The following is a 16,127-nucleotide window of genomic DNA, read 5'->3' as shown; positions in this document are numbered from 1 at the left end:
ATCGTTCCTCAGGTTTTAATGATTAAAATACGGACTGAAAACGCGACAGCTCAACCTGCACTGACTTCACCTGGGTATAGCTTTGCAGCGTCATCAGGCCATTTTCGCGTCCAATGCCGGAGTGCTTGTAGCCACCGACCGGCATTTCCGCCGCCGATTCGCCCCAGGTATTGATCCAGCAGATGCCAGCTTCGATCTGGTGGATCACGCGGTGCGCCCGGTTCAGATCCTGGGTCACCAGACCGGCAGCCAAACCAAAGTCGGTGTCGTTGGCGCGGCGGATCACCTCTTCTTCGCTGTCGTAGCTCAGGATGGACATCACCGGTCCGAAGATCTCTTCACGGACGATCTTCATCTCATCGCGGCAGTCGGTGAACACCGTTGGGGCCACCCAGGCACCCTGATCGAATTCGCCACCGGTCAGGCGTTTACCGCCGCACAGCAGCCGCGCGCCTTCAGCAATGCCGGATTCGATGTAGCGCATCACGTTATCGCGATGGCTGAAGCTGACCATCGGGCCAAAGTTGGTCTCCGGCTGGCGCAGATCGCCGGCCCGGATGCGGGCGACGCGCTCGCTGATTTTGGCTTCGAACGCCGCCTGCAGTTTTGTCGGAATAAACACTCGGGTACCGTTGGTGCAGACCTGGCCGGAACTGTAGAAGTTCGCCATCATGGCGATGTCAGCCGCCAGATCGAGGTCCGCGTCGTCGAAGATGATCAGCGGCGATTTACCGCCCAGCTCCATGGTGACCTCTTTCAGCGTCGATCCCGCCGCGTTAGCCATTACTTTTTTGCCGCTGACTACGCCGCCGGTAAACGACACTTTATCGATGCCCGGATGTTCGGTCAGCAACTGGCCGGTGACCGAGCCGATGCCCGGCAACACGTTGAATACGCCGTCCGCCAGGCCCGCTTCGGTGTAGATTTCCGCCAGTTTCAATGCGGTCAGTGGCGTGACTTCGCTGGGTTTGAAAATCATCGCGTTGCCGGCCGCCAGTGCGGGTGCGGATTTCCACAGCGCGATCTGAATCGGGTAGTTCCAGGCACCGATACCGGCGACCACGCCCAGCGGTTCACGGCGGGTATAGACGAAAGAGGTGTCACGCAGTGGGATCTGCTGACCTTCCAGCGCCGGTACCAGACCGGCGTAATATTCCAGCACGTCCGCGCCGGTGACGATGTCGACGCTGGCGGTTTCGCTCAGCGGTTTACCGGTATCCAGCATCTCCAGCTCAGCCAGTTCATCGTTACGTTCACGCAGAATATCGACGGCGCGGCGCAAAATGCGTGAACGCTCCATGGCGGTCATCGCGGCCCAGATTTTCTGGCCTTTTCTGGCTGCGGCAACGGCGCGATCAACATCCTGCTGACCGGCAGCGTGAACCTCGGCCAGCACCTCGCCGTTGGCCGGATTGATGGTCTGGAACGTTTCGCCAGACGTCGCGGCAACGTAAGCGCCATCGATATAGAGTTTCTGCTCGGTAAATCGGGACATGTTATCTCCTTCCGTTATTCGTGCTCGCCAGCCAGTTGCTGACGGATGAATTGGGTAGTCAGTGTGCGGGCTACCACCGGCTTAAACGGCTTCCCGCTCAGCGCGGCGCGTAACCATAAGCCGTCGATCAGGGCGGCCAGCCCATGTGCGGCGAGACGCGCCTGTTCCAGCGGCAGTTCGCGGCGAAATTCGGCGACCAGCGTCGAGTAAAGTCGTCGACTGCTGACCCGCTCAAGTCGATTCAGCTGGGGCTGATGCATACTGCTTGCCCAGAAATCGAGCCAGGCTTTCATCGCGGCGCTGTGCACCTGGGTTTCATCAAAATTGCCGTCGACGATTGCCCGCAGACGCTGCTCTGCCGGGGCATCAGCCAGCGGCTGCAGCCGGGCTGAAACCGCATCGCGCAGCTGGCGCGTCACATCACGCATCGTCGCTTCCAGCAGGCCGTTCTTATCTTTGAAGTAGTGACTGATGATGCCGGTCGACACACCCGCACGGCGGGCAATCTGGGCGATGGTGGCATCGTTAATCCCCACTTCGTTAATCGTGCTCAGGGTCGCATCAATCAATTGCCGACGTCGTATCGGCTGCATCCCCACCTTTGGCATAGCTCCAGCTCCACCCTCAAATCGAGTGCCTATTAAAACTTTTTTTGATTGCACGTTCAATATAAAAAGAAAAGTTGTTAGGATGCTGTTCTTTAAATGTAGCGAAAGCGCAACGGCATTGAGTGCTAAAATAGACTCGTTTGCCGAAGCGGCAAATCAGGAAAAGAGAGTACAACAACAGGCCGCACGGCGCGTCAGCCGCAGGCGGCGACATTTACCCATTGCATATTTTCAGGAAAACTAACCAGAGGTAATCGATGAATAATCCACCTGCCGGTGAAAAAGACAGACTCAATCCCGTTGTGTTCTACACCTCTGCCGGATTGATTCTGACGTTTTCACTTGTGACGATTCTCTACAGCGATCTGGCCGGCGGCTGGATCCTCTCGGCGGTGAACTGGGTCTCCGCGACCTTCGGCTGGTACTACATGCTGGCTGCTACGCTCTACATCGTGTTTGTGCTCTACATGGCCTGTTCACGGTTTGGCTCGATCAAACTGGGGCCGGAGCAGTCCAAACCCGAATTTAGCGTGCTGAGCTGGTCGGCAATGCTGTTTGCCGCCGGTATCGGTATCGACCTGATGTTCTTCTCGGTCGCCGAACCGGTGACCCAGTACATGCAGCCGCCGGAAGGGGCGGGGCAGACGCTGGAGGCCGCACGCCAGGCGATGGTCTGGACGCTGTTCCATTACGGCCTGACCGGCTGGTCGATGTATGCGCTGATGGGCATTGCGCTCGGCTACTTCAGCTATCGCTATAACCTGCCGCTGACCATTCGTTCGGCGCTCTATCCGATATTTGGTAAACGTATCTACGGCCCGATTGGACATACCGTGGATATCGCTGCGGTGGTCGGCACCATTTTTGGTATCGCCACCACGCTCGGCATTGGGGTGGTACAGCTCAATTACGGGCTGAAAGTGCTGTTTGATATTCCGGAAGGGCTGACCGCGCAGACGGCGCTGATTGTGCTGTCGGTGGTGATCGCCACGATTTCAGTGACCTCCGGCGTCGACAAAGGGATTCGTATCCTGTCAGAGCTGAACGTGGTGCTGGCGCTGGGCCTGATCCTGTTTGTGCTGTTCTTCGGTAATACCGAATTTCTGCTGAATGCACTGGTGCTGAACGTCGGCGATTACATCAACCGCTTCATGGGCATGACGCTCAATACCTTTGCCTTTGATCGACCGACGCAATGGATGAATAGCTGGACGCTGTTCTTCTGGGCATGGTGGGTCGCCTGGTCACCGTTTGTCGGGCTGTTCCTGGCGCGTATCTCCCGGGGTCGTACTATCCGCGAGTTTGTGCTCGGTACGCTGATCATTCCGTTTACCTTTACGCTGCTGTGGCTGTCGGTATTTGGCAACGCCGCGCTCTACCAGATCATTCACGGTAATGCCGGTTTCGCGCAGGAAGTGATGGCCCATGCCGAACGCGGTTTCTATAGCCTGCTGGCGCAATACCCGGCATTTAAACTCAGTGCCTCGGTCGCGACCATTACCGGGATGCTGTTTTACGTCACCTCGGCCGACTCCGGTTCGCTGGTGCTGGGTAACTTCACCTCAAAGCTGAAGGATATCAACAGCGATGCGCCAAACTGGCTGCGTATTTTCTGGTCGATTGCGATCGGGGTACTGACGCTGAGTATGCTGATGACCAACGGGATCTCTGCGCTGCAGAACACCACGGTGATCATGGGACTGCCGTTCAGTTTCGTCATCTTCTTTGTGATGGCCGGACTGTATAAATCGCTGAAGGTGGAGGACCACCGTCGCGCCAGTGCCACGCGTGATACGGCACCTTATCTGGCCCATGCCACCGATCGTCTGACCTGGAAAAAGCGCCTGTCGCGCCTGATGAATTATCCTGGCTCGCGTTATACCCAGCAGATGATGGAAAACACCATCTATCCGGCGATGCAGGAAGTGGCGAAAGAGCTGGAGCTGCGCGGTGGTGGCGTCACGCTGGAAAAAGTGGCACCGGATGATAACAATCCGATTGGCTATCTGGACCTGCGCGTCCACCTTGGCGAAGAGCAGGATTTTGTCTATCAGGTCTGGCCGCAGCAATACTCGGTTCCGGGCTTTACCTATCGCGCCCGCAGCGGTAAATCGACCTATTACCGGCTGGAAACCTTCCTGCTGGAGGGCAGCCAGGGTAACGATTTGATGGACTACAGCAAAGAGCAGGTGATCATCGATATTCTCGATCAGTATGAGCGCCACCTGAACTTTATCCATCTCAACCGTGAGGCGCCGGGCAGTAATATCACCTTCCCGAGCATGTAACTGTCAGCCCGTAAACTCTGTTGTTTACGGGCTTTTTTTATCGCCGGTGCGGCGATCCTGCGTCGCATCGGTGACAAATCGGCTATATTCAGGGCTTACTGGCCTGATGCCTGCCAGCTGTAGACAGGGAGTCGTATGCGTAAAATATTCAGTACGTTTCTGCCGTTGTACACCACCACGCTGCTGATGCTGCTGGGGTCGGGCCTGTTAACCACCTATGTTTCACTCCGGCTCGCCAGTGAGCAGGTCAATGGCGCGCTGATCGGTGCGATTATCGCCGCTAACTACATCGGGCTGGTGATTGGCGGCAAAGTCGGGCACAACCTGATCGCCCGCGTTGGTCATATTCGCGCCTACGTTGCCTGTGCCGGGATTATTACCGCCTCGGTCATTGGTCACGGGCTGACTGATTTTATTCCGCTGTGGGTCTTCCTGCGCCTGATTATCGGGCTGTGCATGATGTGTCAGTACATGGTGCTGGAGAGCTGGCTCAACGATCAGGCGGAATCGTCGCAGCGCGGCGTGATTTTTGGTTTTTACATGGTCGCCACCTATCTCGGTCTGAGCGGCGGGCAGGTGATCCTCAGCCTGCAAAGCGGCTTTGACGTCAGCACGCTGCTGATTGTGGCGCTCTGTTTTGCTCTCTGTCTGGTGCCGATTGCGCTCACCACCCGTACCCATGTTCAGCCAATGTCGCCCGCGCCGATGGAGCTCGGCTACTTCATTCGCACCATTCCTAAACTGCTCGGGACCACGCTGGTGACCGGCATGGTCATCGGTGCTTTTTATGGTCTGGCGCCGGTTTACGGCAGCAGTAAAGGCTTTACCACCAGCCAGACCGGCTACTTTATGAGCCTGACTATCTTTGCCGGGCTGGTGTCGCAGTTTCCGCTCAGCTGGCTGTCGGATCGTTATGACCGTCAGCGGCTGCTGTTCTGCATGGCTATCCTGTTTGCCGTGGCCTGCGTGCCGCTGGTGCTGTTGCCGCATCTGACCTTTAACTGGATGATCGGCATCGCCTTTGTCGCCAGTATGATGCAGTTTTCGCTCTATCCGTTGCAGGTGGCGCTGGCGAACGATCAGGTCGCTGCTGAACGGCGGGTCTCGTTAACCGCCTGTCTGCTGATGGCGTTTGGCATTGGTGCCAGTATTGGCCCGCTGGTGATCGGGGCGCTGATACAGCCATTTGGCAGCAATATGCTCTACCTGTTCTTTAGCCTGTGCGCGCTGGTGATTGCCGGACTGAGTTATGTCAAAGCCCCAGGACCGCTGCCCACTACTGAAGTGCCATTGCCGCATGTGGTGATGCCGGATAGCCTCGCCACCTCACCGCTGGGTGCGGCGTTGATCCCCACGCTGGAAGAGGAGGTGATCCAGGCATCAATGGGCAACAGCGAGCCTGAGCCGGACGAAGAGCAGGAAGAGGGGGAAGATCAGCGCGAAGATGCGCCGTTAAAATAACCACAGTCGGGGCGTGGCGGCACCGGTCGCCGCCAGCGATCCCGATAAGTTCCAGTGATTGCTCAGATGAGAGGCTCGACAATCGCGCCTCGCCAGGCGAAGCTGGTGAACTCGTCTTCGTCTGGATAAACACCATGCTGGAACTTCGCCCCAACTGTGAACGCTGTGACACCGATTTGCCGCCAGCCTCGACCGAGGCGCGCATCTGCTCGTTTGAATGCACCTTTTGCGCAGCGTGCGCCGAACAGTCACTGAACCATCTCTGCCCCAACTGTGGCGGTGAACTGGTGCGGCGGCCGATTCGTCCGGCAGAAAAGCTGGTAAAATTTCCGGCTAAAACCCGCTCCTGAGCCGTTTCTGGCCCAAATGACACGGGTTATTTTCTGTACAGAATAGTCTTAAGGCGGCGATATCGCTATGATGCAGGTCGTCCCTGACAGAGCTACCACCTTTACTGAGTGCCGGAGATAAGCGCCGGAAGGGACAATCCTTTTCTGGCGCCTGACTGGCTCTCTGTTGCCGCGCAGCCCATCGCCCCGATCTATACTTCAGCTATCGTCCTTAATCCTCCGCTGAAGGTCACACTATGCACTATCACTATCTCAACGGTGAAAACTGGGACAGGATCTGGATTGTCGGCGATCTGCACGGCTGTCGTCGCGAACTCGATGCGCTGTTATTGCGTCATCAGTTCAATCCGCAACAGGATTTACTGCTGTGTACCGGTGACTTAATCGATCGGGGTGAAGAGAGCGCGGGTTGTCTGGCACTGCTTGACGAACCCTGGTTTCGCTGTGTGCGCGGTAACCATGAGGAGATGGCGCTGTCGGCGTTACAGGGTCACGACGTGGCGCTCTGGCAGATGAACGGCGGTGACTGGTTCTGGCAACTGCGCGGTGCGGCGATGATCAGTGCGCGTCACGCTCTGCTGCGCTGTCGTGAACTGCCGCTGATTCTGCATCTGCAGCTTGAGCAGCGCATTATCGTGGTGGCCCATGCCGATTATCCTTCAGCCCGCTACGGCTGGGAAAAACCGCTTAACTGGCAGGATGTGGTGTGGAGTCGCCGCCGGCTGCAGGCGATAGAATCGGGTCAGCGGGGCGCGATTGAAGGCGCCGACGCTTTTTACTTCGGACACACGCCCCTCCAGCAGCCGCTGGAGGTGGATAATCTGCATTACATCGATACCGGCGCGGTGTTTGGCAATCACCTGACGCTGATTCAGCTGCAGTGACCTAGCGGAACAGACGCCCGTCACGCACCAGTTCGCGCGGATAACTGTTTTTAATCCGGCTCCCGACTTTTTTCGCCAGCCCCAGCGGTTGCCGCTGCCAGGTGACAATCATCTCATCACGCGTTACCGCCGTTTCCGGATAGATATCGCGGCCGCGATACCACTCCTCAGCCTCTGCGGCGCTGAGTTCAAACGTTTGTTCCGGTGCGGGTTGGGCCAGCGCGATCACCGCTTCATGTTGCCAGCGATAGCCTTTAGCAAAGGTTTCGGCCAGTTTCAGGCCAATCCGCGAGAAGCGCACTCTACCCAGCAGCGGTGTCACGGCGGCGGGGAACAGCCAGATCTCTTTATCGCGTTGCCACAGTTCCAGTGAGTCATCCCATTTGATCGAGACAGCGGCAGCGGCCTGCCGGATTTCGCTTTCCAGCTTGCGGCTGAGGTGGGAGAACGGCAGCTTACCGACTTTGTAAGTCGGCGCAGGCAGCGGCTCAACCGGGGCGGTTTTGCGCAACCGCGCCACGAAAAAGCCCTCGCTATCGAACAGCTGCGGAAAGACGTGCAGATAGCCCTCAGGCGTTGCAGCCTGCGCGGCACCCTCAAACAGCTGATCGAGCGGCATCACCTCGACGGCATCGGGATAGCGCTGTAGCAGCCAGGCGATGACCTGCTGATTCTCGATCTGATTGAGCGTGCAGGTTGAATAGACCAGCGTCCCGCCGGGCTTCAGCGCGTGAAAGGCGCTGTCGATCAGGTCGCGCTGAGTGGCGGCTATCTGTGCGGTACTCTCCAGCGTCCAGTTTTTCAGCGCATCAGCATCCTTTCGCACCACGCCTTCGCCAGAGCAGGGCGCGTCGAGCAGTATCGCGTCAAACTGTTCCGGCAGCGCCGGGCCGAAAACCCGGGCATCAAAGTGGGTAAGGGCGCTGTTGCTGACGCCGCAACGGCTGATATTGGCGTGCAGCACTTTAACCCGGCTGGCGGAAAACTCATTCGCCAGAATGACGCCCTGGTTATTCATCCGCGCGGCAATCTGGGTGGTTTTCGATCCGGGCGCGGCGGCCATGTCCATCACTGCCGTGACCTCAGGCTGTGCATCAAACAGCGCGGTAACCGGCAGCATCGAACTGGCTTCCTGAATATAGAACAGGCCGCTGAGGTGTTCAGCTACGCTGCCGAGCGGCAGGCTCTCATCTTCACGGCTGATCCAGAATCCTTCGCTGCACCACGGCACCGGCGTCAGTTGCCAGCCATAGGGCGCGGTCTGAGTAAGGAAGTCGGCCACGCTGATTTTCAGGGTATTGACGCGCAGGCTGCGGCGCAGCGGTTGCTGGCTGATGGCGATAAATTGTTCGAAGCTGGCATCATCAGGCAGGTTCTGACGCATTAACGCGAGAAAATCAGCGGGGAAAAGCGAAGAGGAGTCTGACACGGGCACATTCCAGTTAAGGCAAAGGCGGCAGTGTAGCATGGAGAAAGGAAACGGGCAGCCAGGCTGCCCGTTTCAGGCTAGCTTAGCGTGGAGAGGGGATCGCCGTTCCCCAGCTCCGCCACTCTTTCGGCGCTTCATCCTGCAGCAGAAAGTGTTTATCCGGATTCGCCTGTGGTGCCAGCGGCACGGTTGGCGGTGTGGCAAACTGGATGCCGCCCTGGATAAACTGCTGGAAGGTGCCGGTTTTCACCACGCCGCCAATCAGACCAAAGTCGAGGTTATAGCCTGACGCCAGCCAGAAGACCGAGTTGTTACGCACCAGATGCTGATATTTCTTACTGATACGCAGCGCAATCTGCACCCGGTCAGCCATGTTACCCAGCGAGGTGCCGGTCACGGTACCCACTTCCACCCCACGGAACAGCACCGGCGTTCCCAGCGACAGCGATCCGGCTTCGGTAGCATCGACGTAGATGTTCAGACCGTTCAGATAGCGCGAATCGGTAATGGTGCTCTCCTGCAGTTCAAAAGTGCGCGCCGCGCGTCCTTTGCCGGGATCGACGTTGACGTAAGGCTGCAGCAGCGTTTCCAGATGATTCACGCCGGTCGCGGAGATCTCCGGTGACACCACCGAGAAACGGCTGCCGAGGCGGGCGAAATCATCCACATATTCCGGATAGAGCACCGCTTTCGCCACCACCTGATTTTTATCGCTGCTCAGCGACAGCGACTCCACCTGGCCGACATTAATGCCGAGATAGCGAATCGGCATACCGGCCGACAGCTTGCTGGCATCGAAGGTATGCAGCGTGATCTGGCTACCCACTGCGCGCGCCGCAGTTTCCGACGGATAGAGGATGCGTTTGTCGCCTTTGGCTGACAGCGCACCGCTCATATTATCGAAGCTGATCGCGCCTTTCAGCGCGCGGTTAAGCGGCGAAGCCTGTACCGTCAGGCCGCTGCCGTTCAGCTGTACCCGCGCGCCGCCTTCCGCCCAGAAGACGCTTTCGCTGGTCAGCAGCTTGCGGTACTCCGGCTGAATATGCACCGCAATATCAAACGCATCGGCGCGTGGCGTCACCTTCACAATCTCACCGACCTGATACTTGCGGTAGAGCACGATGGAACCGGCCTGCACGTCGGGCAGGCTGGTGGCGGTCAGCGTAAGGGTGGTTGACGGTGCGTCACCAATAATCCCTTCTTTGGCTTTTTCCGCATCGGCAAACAGCGGATAGCGGGTTTTCGGCTGTCCTTTCTGACCGGGCTCAAGGCGAATACCGCCATCAACCCACTCACGGGCGCTGGCTCCCAGCACCTGCATCCCATCCAGTCCGAATTTCACATCCAGCCGGCTGTTAACGATAAATTTGCTGTCGCCATGCACCAGTTCGCGGTTTTCCGGATTGACCGCCACCACGAAGTTGACGCCATTTTCATCCAGCGAGCGCGACATCACCTGGCCAATCTGCATCCCGTGCAGCATCAGCGGCTGGCCCTGATCGATGCCGTAACTTTCCGGCGCGCTGAGTTTTACCGTCAGCACGTCGGGCCTCTGCAGCAGCGACTCATTCGACGCCAGCACGGTATAGTGCTGCTGCGGCGGGCCTTCGCCCGGCACCAGTTCAAAGGTGTTACCGGTCAGCAGCGCGCTGAGGCTGGTATCAGTCAGGCTGATTTTCGGGCTACGCATCTCAATGCGGGTGCCGCTGCGCATTAGGCCCACCACGGAAGGATCGATGGTCAGCTCGCCAGTGACTTTACCGCCGTCCTGCAAATTGAGTTTGGTCAGAGTGCCGACTTCCAGGCCCTGATACATCAGCGGCGTACTGCCCGCTTTGAGATTTTTGCCGTCAGGCAGGTCGAGGGTGATCAGCACCCCGCGCTGGCTGTGGGCCAGATCGGGATAGAGCTGGTAATTCTGATCCGCTTTAGCCGGTTGCGCATCGTCAGGTGAGTCAAAGGCCACCGCACCGTTAACCAGCGCCGCCAGACTCTCCAGCTGCACTTTGGCGCCGCTCAGGCTGACATCAGCATTGACGCCCGACACGTTCCAGAAGCGACTGGTTGTTTTCACCAGATTGGTAAAGCGACGATCGATTAACACATCAATCGCCACGCCATCGGTTTTGTTGTTGATGCTGTAGTCATAGACCCGACCCACCGGAATTTTCCGGTAATAGACCAGCGAGCCGGTGCTCAGCGATCCTAAATCGGGGGCATGCAGGTGGATCAGCAGTTCGCCGGTATTCACCCGATATTTGGGTTGGGTATCCAGGGCGGTAAAGGCTTCGCTCGGCTTGCCTTTGCCCGGCATCATGCCGATATAGTTACCGCCGACCAGCGCATCCAGCCCCGATACGCCCGCCAGAGATGCCTTCGGCGTGACCAGCCAGAACTGGGTATCTTCACGCAGCGCATCACGCATGTCGCTCTTGATGCTGGCTTTGATCTGAATGCTGCGATAGTCATCGCTCAGATTAATGCCCTGCACGGTACCCACTTCCACACCCTGATAGCGAATCGGTGTGCGGCCCGGCACGATACCATCCGCCGTCTGGAAATTGATGGTGATGGTGGTGCCGCGCTCCTGATAATTGGTCCACAGCAGCCAGCAGGCGATCAGCATCGCAATGATCGGCAGCAGCCAGAAGGGCGAAATTTTACGCTTGTTGCGCAGCGTGGCGTTAGTCGGTGTAGTCGGCGTTTCCTGTTGCATGTGCATCCCAGAGCAGGCGGCTGTCCAGCCACTCAACAGACATAATGGTCAGGATCACGGCGGCACCAAAAAACAGCGCTGCCGGTCCCATGGTAAAAGCCAGCAGCTGGTCACGGTTGACCAGCGACATGGTTAACGAAATCACGAACAGATCGAGCATTGACCAGCGGCCAACCCAGTTGACAAATCGCAGTAACCGGATTCGGGTTTTCAGCCCCTGTTCGCAGCGGAAGTGGATGCTTAGCAGCAGCGTCAGCATCACCAGCACTTTGGTGAACGGCACCAGAATACTGGCGATAAATACGATCGCCGCGATGGGAATATTGCCGGAGCCCAGCGAAACGATACCGGAGAAAATGGTGTCTTCGCGCCGTGAACCATTGAGGTAAACCACTGAAATCGGCATCAGGTTGGCCGGGATCAGCAGCACGATAGAGGCAATCAGCGCCGCCCAGGATTTTTGCAGGCTGTGACGGCGGCGGAAGTCGAGCGGCGTGTGGCAGCGCGGACAGCGCCCCCGCGCATCCGGCACGCCGGTGTGGTGGCAGTTGAGACAGACCTGCAGGTCATCGCGTGCGACATTGCCGGGGCTTTGCGGATAGAAATGATCCCACAGCTGCTCAATGTTGAGATGGATCAGCGTCAGCACACTCAGCACCGTCAGGGCAATATAGGCGGCGAGGCCGTAGCCGAGCTCCAGCGAAGCGTAGTCCTGCACTTTGATTGAGGCAACGGCGATACCGATCAGGTAGATATCCAGCATCACCCACTCTTTGAGCTTCTCCAGCATCAACAGCACCGGACGTAAGTTCATTCCCAGCCGATGACCGATACCGAGGTAACAGATGCCCGCCACCAGCGTGACCGGTGCGCCGATGGTGCAAAACGCCACCATTGAGGCGGTCAGCACATCACCCTGCTGGGTCATCTGGATCACGCCTTCCAGCACGCTGGCGTTAATCCGCATGCCAAGCAGCCGGATATCCACCAGTGGCAGAGAAAAAGCGAATGGCATCAATACCATCATCGTGGCGGCCATCGCCATTAATCGGGTCATTGACCAGTCGCGGCCGCTGAGAATTTCTGCATTGCAGCGCGGGCAATGGGCCGACTGATGCGATTTCACATCCGGTAAGGAAAAAAGGGTATCGCATTGCGGACAACGCTGATAACGTGCGTGAGGCAATGTCTGGCTGATAGCGTGAATTTTCATAGGGTGATGCAATCTTCGCTCATCGTAAGTAACACATATCGGTCGTTAAGACAGCGCCTGTGTGCCTGTCTCGGGCATCACGCTTCGATCCACAGAATGCTAAGGGTATAGTAACTAACGCTATGATTCACCTTGTGGCTCTGGATATTTAGTGCTTATTTTTAACGAGCGGGAAATAACCCTGCTCAGATGTCATTGGTAACGGTCAAATAATGAACAAAACTGCCTTTTACGCCGATTTGAATCGCGATATGCGCGCCTTGCTGGCGGGAGAAACGGCGTTCCTCGCCGCAATGGGTAACTTTAGCGCGCTGTTGTATGAACGTCTCGAAGGCGTGAACTGGGCAGGTTTCTACCTGCTGACGGAAGCGGATACGCTGGTGCTGGGGCCGTTCCAGGGCAAAATTGCCTGTGTGCGTATTCCGGTCGGTAAAGGCGTATGCGGTACCGCGCTGGCCGAAGAGAAAGTGCAACGCGTAGATGATGTGCATGCTTTTCCGGGACACATCGCCTGCGACGCAGCCAGTAATGCTGAGATTGTGATTCCTCTGAAAGTGAATGGCACTGTGGTTGGGGTGCTGGACATCGACAGTGTGGAATACAATCGCTTTGACAGCGACGACGAATCGGGGCTGGTCACACTTACTGATGGGCTTTGTGAAGTGCTTGCGAACAGCGACTTAGAAAAATATCTGCAGCTGACGCGCAGCTAATCGACTGGATCACATGGCATTTAGCGATGTTGTCATTATAATGTCGCCTGTTCATGCCTGCGCTGGTCGGCAAACCCGTTGTAATCAGGAAATTTCATGGAAAATCAACCTAAGTTGAATAGCAGTAAAGAAGTCATCAGCTTTCTGGCGGAGCGCTTTCCGCACTGCTTTAGCGCTGAAGGTGAAGCGCGTCCGCTCAAGATCGGTATCTTTCAGGATCTGGTCGAGCGTGTTCAGGGCGAAATGAATCTGAGCAAAACGCAGTTGCGTTCTGCCTTACGCCTTTATACCTCCAGCTGGCGCTATCTGTACGGCATCAAAGCCGGTGCGACCCGTGTCGATCTTGACGGTAACGCCTGTGGCGTGCTGGATGAGCAACACGTAGAGCATGCACGTAAGCAACTGGAAGACGCCAAAGCGCGTGTTCAGGCGCAGCGTGATCAGCAGCGTGCCGCACGTCGTGAAGCAGGCGAAAGCGAAGAGGGCGCCGCACCGCGTCGTCCACGCAAGCCGGCTGCGCGTAAACCTGCCGAAGGCGACGCCGCGCGTAAACCGCGTCCGCAGACCGCAGCAGAACGCCCGACCGCCTCACAGCACCGCAAACCGGCCCCACGCCCGGAGCAGCAAGCCCGACCCATCACTGATACCTCAACTTTGCAGCCCGGCCAGAGTATTAAAGTTAAAGCAGGCAAAAGTGCGATGGACGCGACCGTTCTTGAAGTATCGAAAGACGGCGTTCGGGTCCAGCTCGCTTCCGGCATGGCAATGATTGTGCGCGCAGAACACTTGCAGTTCTGAAACGGAGGCTGACCCCGGCATGAACACCCTTTTTAAAATTGGACTTATTGCGGGCCTGCTGTTGTCAGGCCCTTCCTTTGGCGCGGAGAATATTACCCGCGCCGACCAGATCCCCCAGTTACATGAGGATGCGCAGGACCCGACGGTCAGTGAGCGCGTCACGTCACGCTTTACCCGTTCCCACTACCGCCAGTTCGATCTTAATCAGGACTTTTCAGCGAAAATTTTTGATCGCTACCTGAACATGCTCGATTACAGCCATAACGTGCTGCTGGCCTCGGATGTGGCCCAGTTTGCCAGCAGAAAAACCACCGTCGGCGATGAGCTGCGCAGCGGTAAGCTGGACCTGTTTTACGATCTCTACAATCTGGCCCAGAAACGCCGCTTTGAGCGCTATCAGTATGCGCTGACGGTGCTGGCTCGCCCGATGAATTTTAGCGGCAACGACACCATCGACATTGACCGCGCCAAAGCACCCTGGCCGAAAGATCAGTCTGAGCTGAACGCGCTGTGGGATGCCAAGGTTAAATATGACCAGCTGAGCCTGAAGCTGGCCGGTAAAGACGAGAAAGAGATTCGCGATGTGCTGACCAAGCGCTATAACTTCGCGATCCGTCGTCTGGCGCAGAGCAACAGTGAAGATGTGTTCCAGCTGGCGATGAACGCCTTCGCCCACGAAATCGATCCTCACACCAGCTACCTCTCACCGCGCAACACCGAACAGTTCAATACCGAAATGAGCCTGTCGCTGGAAGGGATCGGCGCGGTGCTGCAGATGGATGACGACTACACCGTGATCAATTCCATGGTGGCGGGCGGTCCGGCTGCGAAAAGTAAAGCCATTACCGTGGGTGACCGCATCGTTGGTGTGGGTCAGCCTGGCAAGCCTATCGAAGATGTGATTGGCTGGCGTCTGGATGACGTAGTAGCAAAAATTAAAGGCCCGAAAGGCAGCAAAGTCCGTCTGGAAGTGCTGCCTGCCGGTAAAGGCACCAAAACCCGCACCGTCACGCTGACGCGTGAGAAGATCCGTCTTGAAGATCGGGCGGTGAAAATGAGCGTGCGGAATGTTGGTAAGCAGAAAGTCGGCGTACTCGATATTCCCGGCTTCTATGTCGGCCTGACTGATGACGTTAAAGTGCAGCTGCAGAAACTGCAAAAGCAGAACGTGGATAGCGTGGTGATCGATCTGCGTACCAACGGTGGTGGCGCGCTGACCGAAGCCGTCTCACTCTCCGGCCTGTTTATTCCGAGTGGCCCGGTGGTGCAGGTGCGTGATAACAACGGTCGGGTGCGCGAAGACAGCGACAACGATGGCGTGGTCTACTATAAAGGCCCGCTGGTGGTGCTGGTCGATCGCTTCAGTGCCTCAGCCTCAGAGATTTTCGCGGCGGCAATGCAGGATTATGGCCGCGCGGTGATTGTCGGTGAGCCGACCTTTGGTAAAGGCACCGTTCAGCAGTATCGCTCGCTGAACCGCATCTACGATCAGATGCTGCGCCCGGAATGGCCAGCGCTGGGCTCGGTCTCTTACACCATTCAGAAGTTCTATCGCATCAACGGCGGCAGTACGCAGCGTAAAGGCGTTACGCCCGATCTGCTGATGCCAACCGGCGTAGAAGCGGCTGAAACCGGTGAGAAGTTCGAGGACAATGCGCTGCCGTGGGACAGCATCAATGCGGCGACCTACGTCAAAACCGGCGATGTGAAACCGCTGGTACCGCAGCTGACCCGTCAGCATGCCGATCGCATCGCTCAGGATCGTGAGTTCCAGTACATCATGAAGGACATTGCCCGTTACAATGCCCTGAAAGATAAACGCAACATCGTGTCGCTCAATCTCGCTCAGCGTGAGAAAGAGAATCACGAAGATGATGCGTCGCGACTGGAGCGGATCAATGCCCGTTATCAGGCCGAAGGCAAAAAACCGCTGAAAAACCTCGATGAACTGCCGAAGGATTATAAAGAGCCGGACCCGTATCTTGATGAGACGGTGAAGATTGCCAACGACCTGGCGCAGCTCGATAAATCTCAGCCCGACGCGCCTGCGGCTAAATAAGCCGCCGTCGCGATGAAAAAGCACCGTTCAGCGGTGCTTTTTTTTTGGAAAAATCGCGTGCCGGTCATCTTTGATAAGCGTCAGTAAACCGATGCAGCAGCGATGCTGAGCGG

At 57.2% G+C, this 16,127-nt stretch carries 12 protein-coding genes; 7 read left to right on the top strand and 5 right to left on the bottom strand.

All coding sequences use genetic code 11. The annotated features are described in order from the left end of the window. Positions 1-22 precede the first annotated feature (22 nt). Together betB and betI are read right to left on the bottom strand one after the other, a co-directional pair. Entirely contained in the window at positions 23-1,495 is a 1,473-nt protein-coding gene (gene betB / locus WFK59_RS06780) for a betaine-aldehyde dehydrogenase (protein WP_336755360.1), read from the bottom strand. A 14-nt stretch (positions 1,496-1,509) separates the two neighbouring features. Continuing rightward, positions 1,510-2,103, bottom strand: coding sequence for a transcriptional regulator BetI (betI, locus tag WFK59_RS06775; protein WP_233987958.1), 594 nt, complete (start codon positions 2,101-2,103; stop codon positions 1,510-1,512). A gap of 257 nt (positions 2,104-2,360) precedes the next feature. On the opposite strand from betI, the gene WFK59_RS06770 reads away from it, so the two are divergent. From WFK59_RS06770 to WFK59_RS06755, 4 genes are all read left to right on the top strand, one after another. Further along, positions 2,361-4,391 (top strand): choline transporter, encoded by a 2,031-nt coding sequence (locus tag WFK59_RS06770; RefSeq protein ID WP_233987959.1) that lies wholly within the window; start codon positions 2,361-2,363, stop codon positions 4,389-4,391. A 135-nt stretch (positions 4,392-4,526) separates the two neighbouring features. Then, on the top strand, positions 4,527-5,852 hold the full coding sequence (locus WFK59_RS06765; protein ID WP_233987960.1) for an MFS transporter: 1,326 nt from the start codon (positions 4,527-4,529) through the stop codon (positions 5,850-5,852). Positions 5,853-5,986: 134 nt separating this feature from the next. Then, positions 5,987-6,202 carry a DUF1272 domain-containing protein gene (locus WFK59_RS06760; protein WP_336755358.1) on the top strand — a complete coding sequence of 72 codons (216 nt, stop codon included), beginning with the start codon at positions 5,987-5,989 and terminating at the stop codon, positions 6,200-6,202. A 236-nt stretch (positions 6,203-6,438) separates the two neighbouring features. Continuing rightward, entirely contained in the window at positions 6,439-7,086 is a 648-nt protein-coding gene (locus tag WFK59_RS06755; protein ID WP_336755357.1) for a metallophosphoesterase, read from the top strand. A gap of 1 nt (position 7,087) precedes the next feature. Here the strand turns inward: WFK59_RS06755 and rsmF are convergent, their stop codons facing one another. From rsmF to yebS, 3 genes are read right to left on the bottom strand one after another with little or no spacing between them, the layout of a single operon-like run. Next, positions 7,088-8,554, bottom strand: coding sequence for a 16S rRNA (cytosine(1407)-C(5))-methyltransferase RsmF (rsmF, locus tag WFK59_RS06750; protein ID WP_442956299.1), 1,467 nt, complete (start codon positions 8,552-8,554; stop codon positions 7,088-7,090). Positions 8,555-8,597: 43 nt separating this feature from the next. Further along, complete coding sequence (locus WFK59_RS06745) at positions 8,598-11,231, bottom strand: PqiB family protein (RefSeq protein ID WP_336755354.1); 2,634 nt, start codon at positions 11,229-11,231, stop codon at positions 8,598-8,600. Further along, complete coding sequence (gene yebS / locus WFK59_RS06740) at positions 11,200-12,444, bottom strand: membrane integrity lipid transport subunit YebS (RefSeq protein ID WP_262287673.1); 1,245 nt, start codon at positions 12,442-12,444, stop codon at positions 11,200-11,202. Before yebS ends, WFK59_RS06745 begins: the two co-directional genes overlap by 32 nt. A 212-nt stretch (positions 12,445-12,656) precedes the next feature. On the opposite strand from yebS, the gene WFK59_RS06735 reads away from it, so the two are divergent. The 3 genes from WFK59_RS06735 to prc all read left to right on the top strand — a co-directional run bounded on the left by WFK59_RS06735 (position 12,657) and on the right by prc (position 16,014). Then, positions 12,657-13,157 (top strand): GAF domain-containing protein, encoded by a 501-nt coding sequence (locus tag WFK59_RS06735; protein WP_233987966.1) that lies wholly within the window; start codon positions 12,657-12,659, stop codon positions 13,155-13,157. Between the two features lie 96 nt (positions 13,158-13,253). Further along, on the top strand, positions 13,254-13,955 hold the full coding sequence (proQ, locus tag WFK59_RS06730) for an RNA chaperone ProQ (RefSeq protein WP_046288277.1): 702 nt from the start codon (positions 13,254-13,256) through the stop codon (positions 13,953-13,955). 19 nt (positions 13,956-13,974) lie between these two features. Next, positions 13,975-16,014, top strand: a complete 2,040-nt coding sequence (gene prc, locus WFK59_RS06725) for a carboxy terminal-processing peptidase (RefSeq protein ID WP_293002763.1) — start codon at positions 13,975-13,977, stop codon at positions 16,012-16,014. The last annotated feature ends 113 nt before the right edge of the window (positions 16,015-16,127 follow it).

It is taken from the genome of Pantoea sp. USHLN298 (assembly GCF_037149395.1).
Classification (GTDB): domain Bacteria; phylum Pseudomonadota; class Gammaproteobacteria; order Enterobacterales; family Enterobacteriaceae; genus Pantoea; species Pantoea astica.
This window is presented reverse-complemented; position numbering and strand designations above follow the sequence as displayed.

Excerpts from the sequence above, each read along its gene's own strand:
- rsmF (WP_442956299.1), bottom strand. The coding sequence starts at position 8,554 with ATGCTACACTGCCGCCTTTGCCTTAACTGGAATGTGCCCGTGTCAGAC.
- WFK59_RS06770 (WP_233987959.1), top strand. The coding sequence starts at position 2,361 with ATGAATAATCCACCTGCCGGTGAAAAAGACAGACTCAATCCCGTTGTG.
- yebS (WP_262287673.1), bottom strand. The coding sequence starts at position 12,444 with ATGAAAATTCACGCTATCAGCCAGACATTGCCTCACGCACGTTATCAG.
- betI (WP_233987958.1), bottom strand. The coding sequence starts at position 2,103 with ATGCCAAAGGTGGGGATGCAGCCGATACGACGTCGGCAATTGATTGAT.
- betB (WP_336755360.1), bottom strand. The coding sequence starts at position 1,495 with ATGTCCCGATTTACCGAGCAGAAACTCTATATCGATGGCGCTTACGTT.
- WFK59_RS06745 (WP_336755354.1), bottom strand. The coding sequence starts at position 11,231 with ATGCAACAGGAAACGCCGACTACACCGACTAACGCCACGCTGCGCAAC.
- WFK59_RS06755 (WP_336755357.1), top strand. The coding sequence starts at position 6,439 with ATGCACTATCACTATCTCAACGGTGAAAACTGGGACAGGATCTGGATT.
- prc (WP_293002763.1), top strand. The coding sequence starts at position 13,975 with ATGAACACCCTTTTTAAAATTGGACTTATTGCGGGCCTGCTGTTGTCA.
- proQ (WP_046288277.1), top strand. The coding sequence starts at position 13,254 with ATGGAAAATCAACCTAAGTTGAATAGCAGTAAAGAAGTCATCAGCTTT.
- WFK59_RS06760 (WP_336755358.1), top strand. The coding sequence starts at position 5,987 with ATGCTGGAACTTCGCCCCAACTGTGAACGCTGTGACACCGATTTGCCG.
- WFK59_RS06735 (WP_233987966.1), top strand. The coding sequence starts at position 12,657 with ATGAACAAAACTGCCTTTTACGCCGATTTGAATCGCGATATGCGCGCC.
- WFK59_RS06765 (WP_233987960.1), top strand. The coding sequence starts at position 4,527 with ATGCGTAAAATATTCAGTACGTTTCTGCCGTTGTACACCACCACGCTG.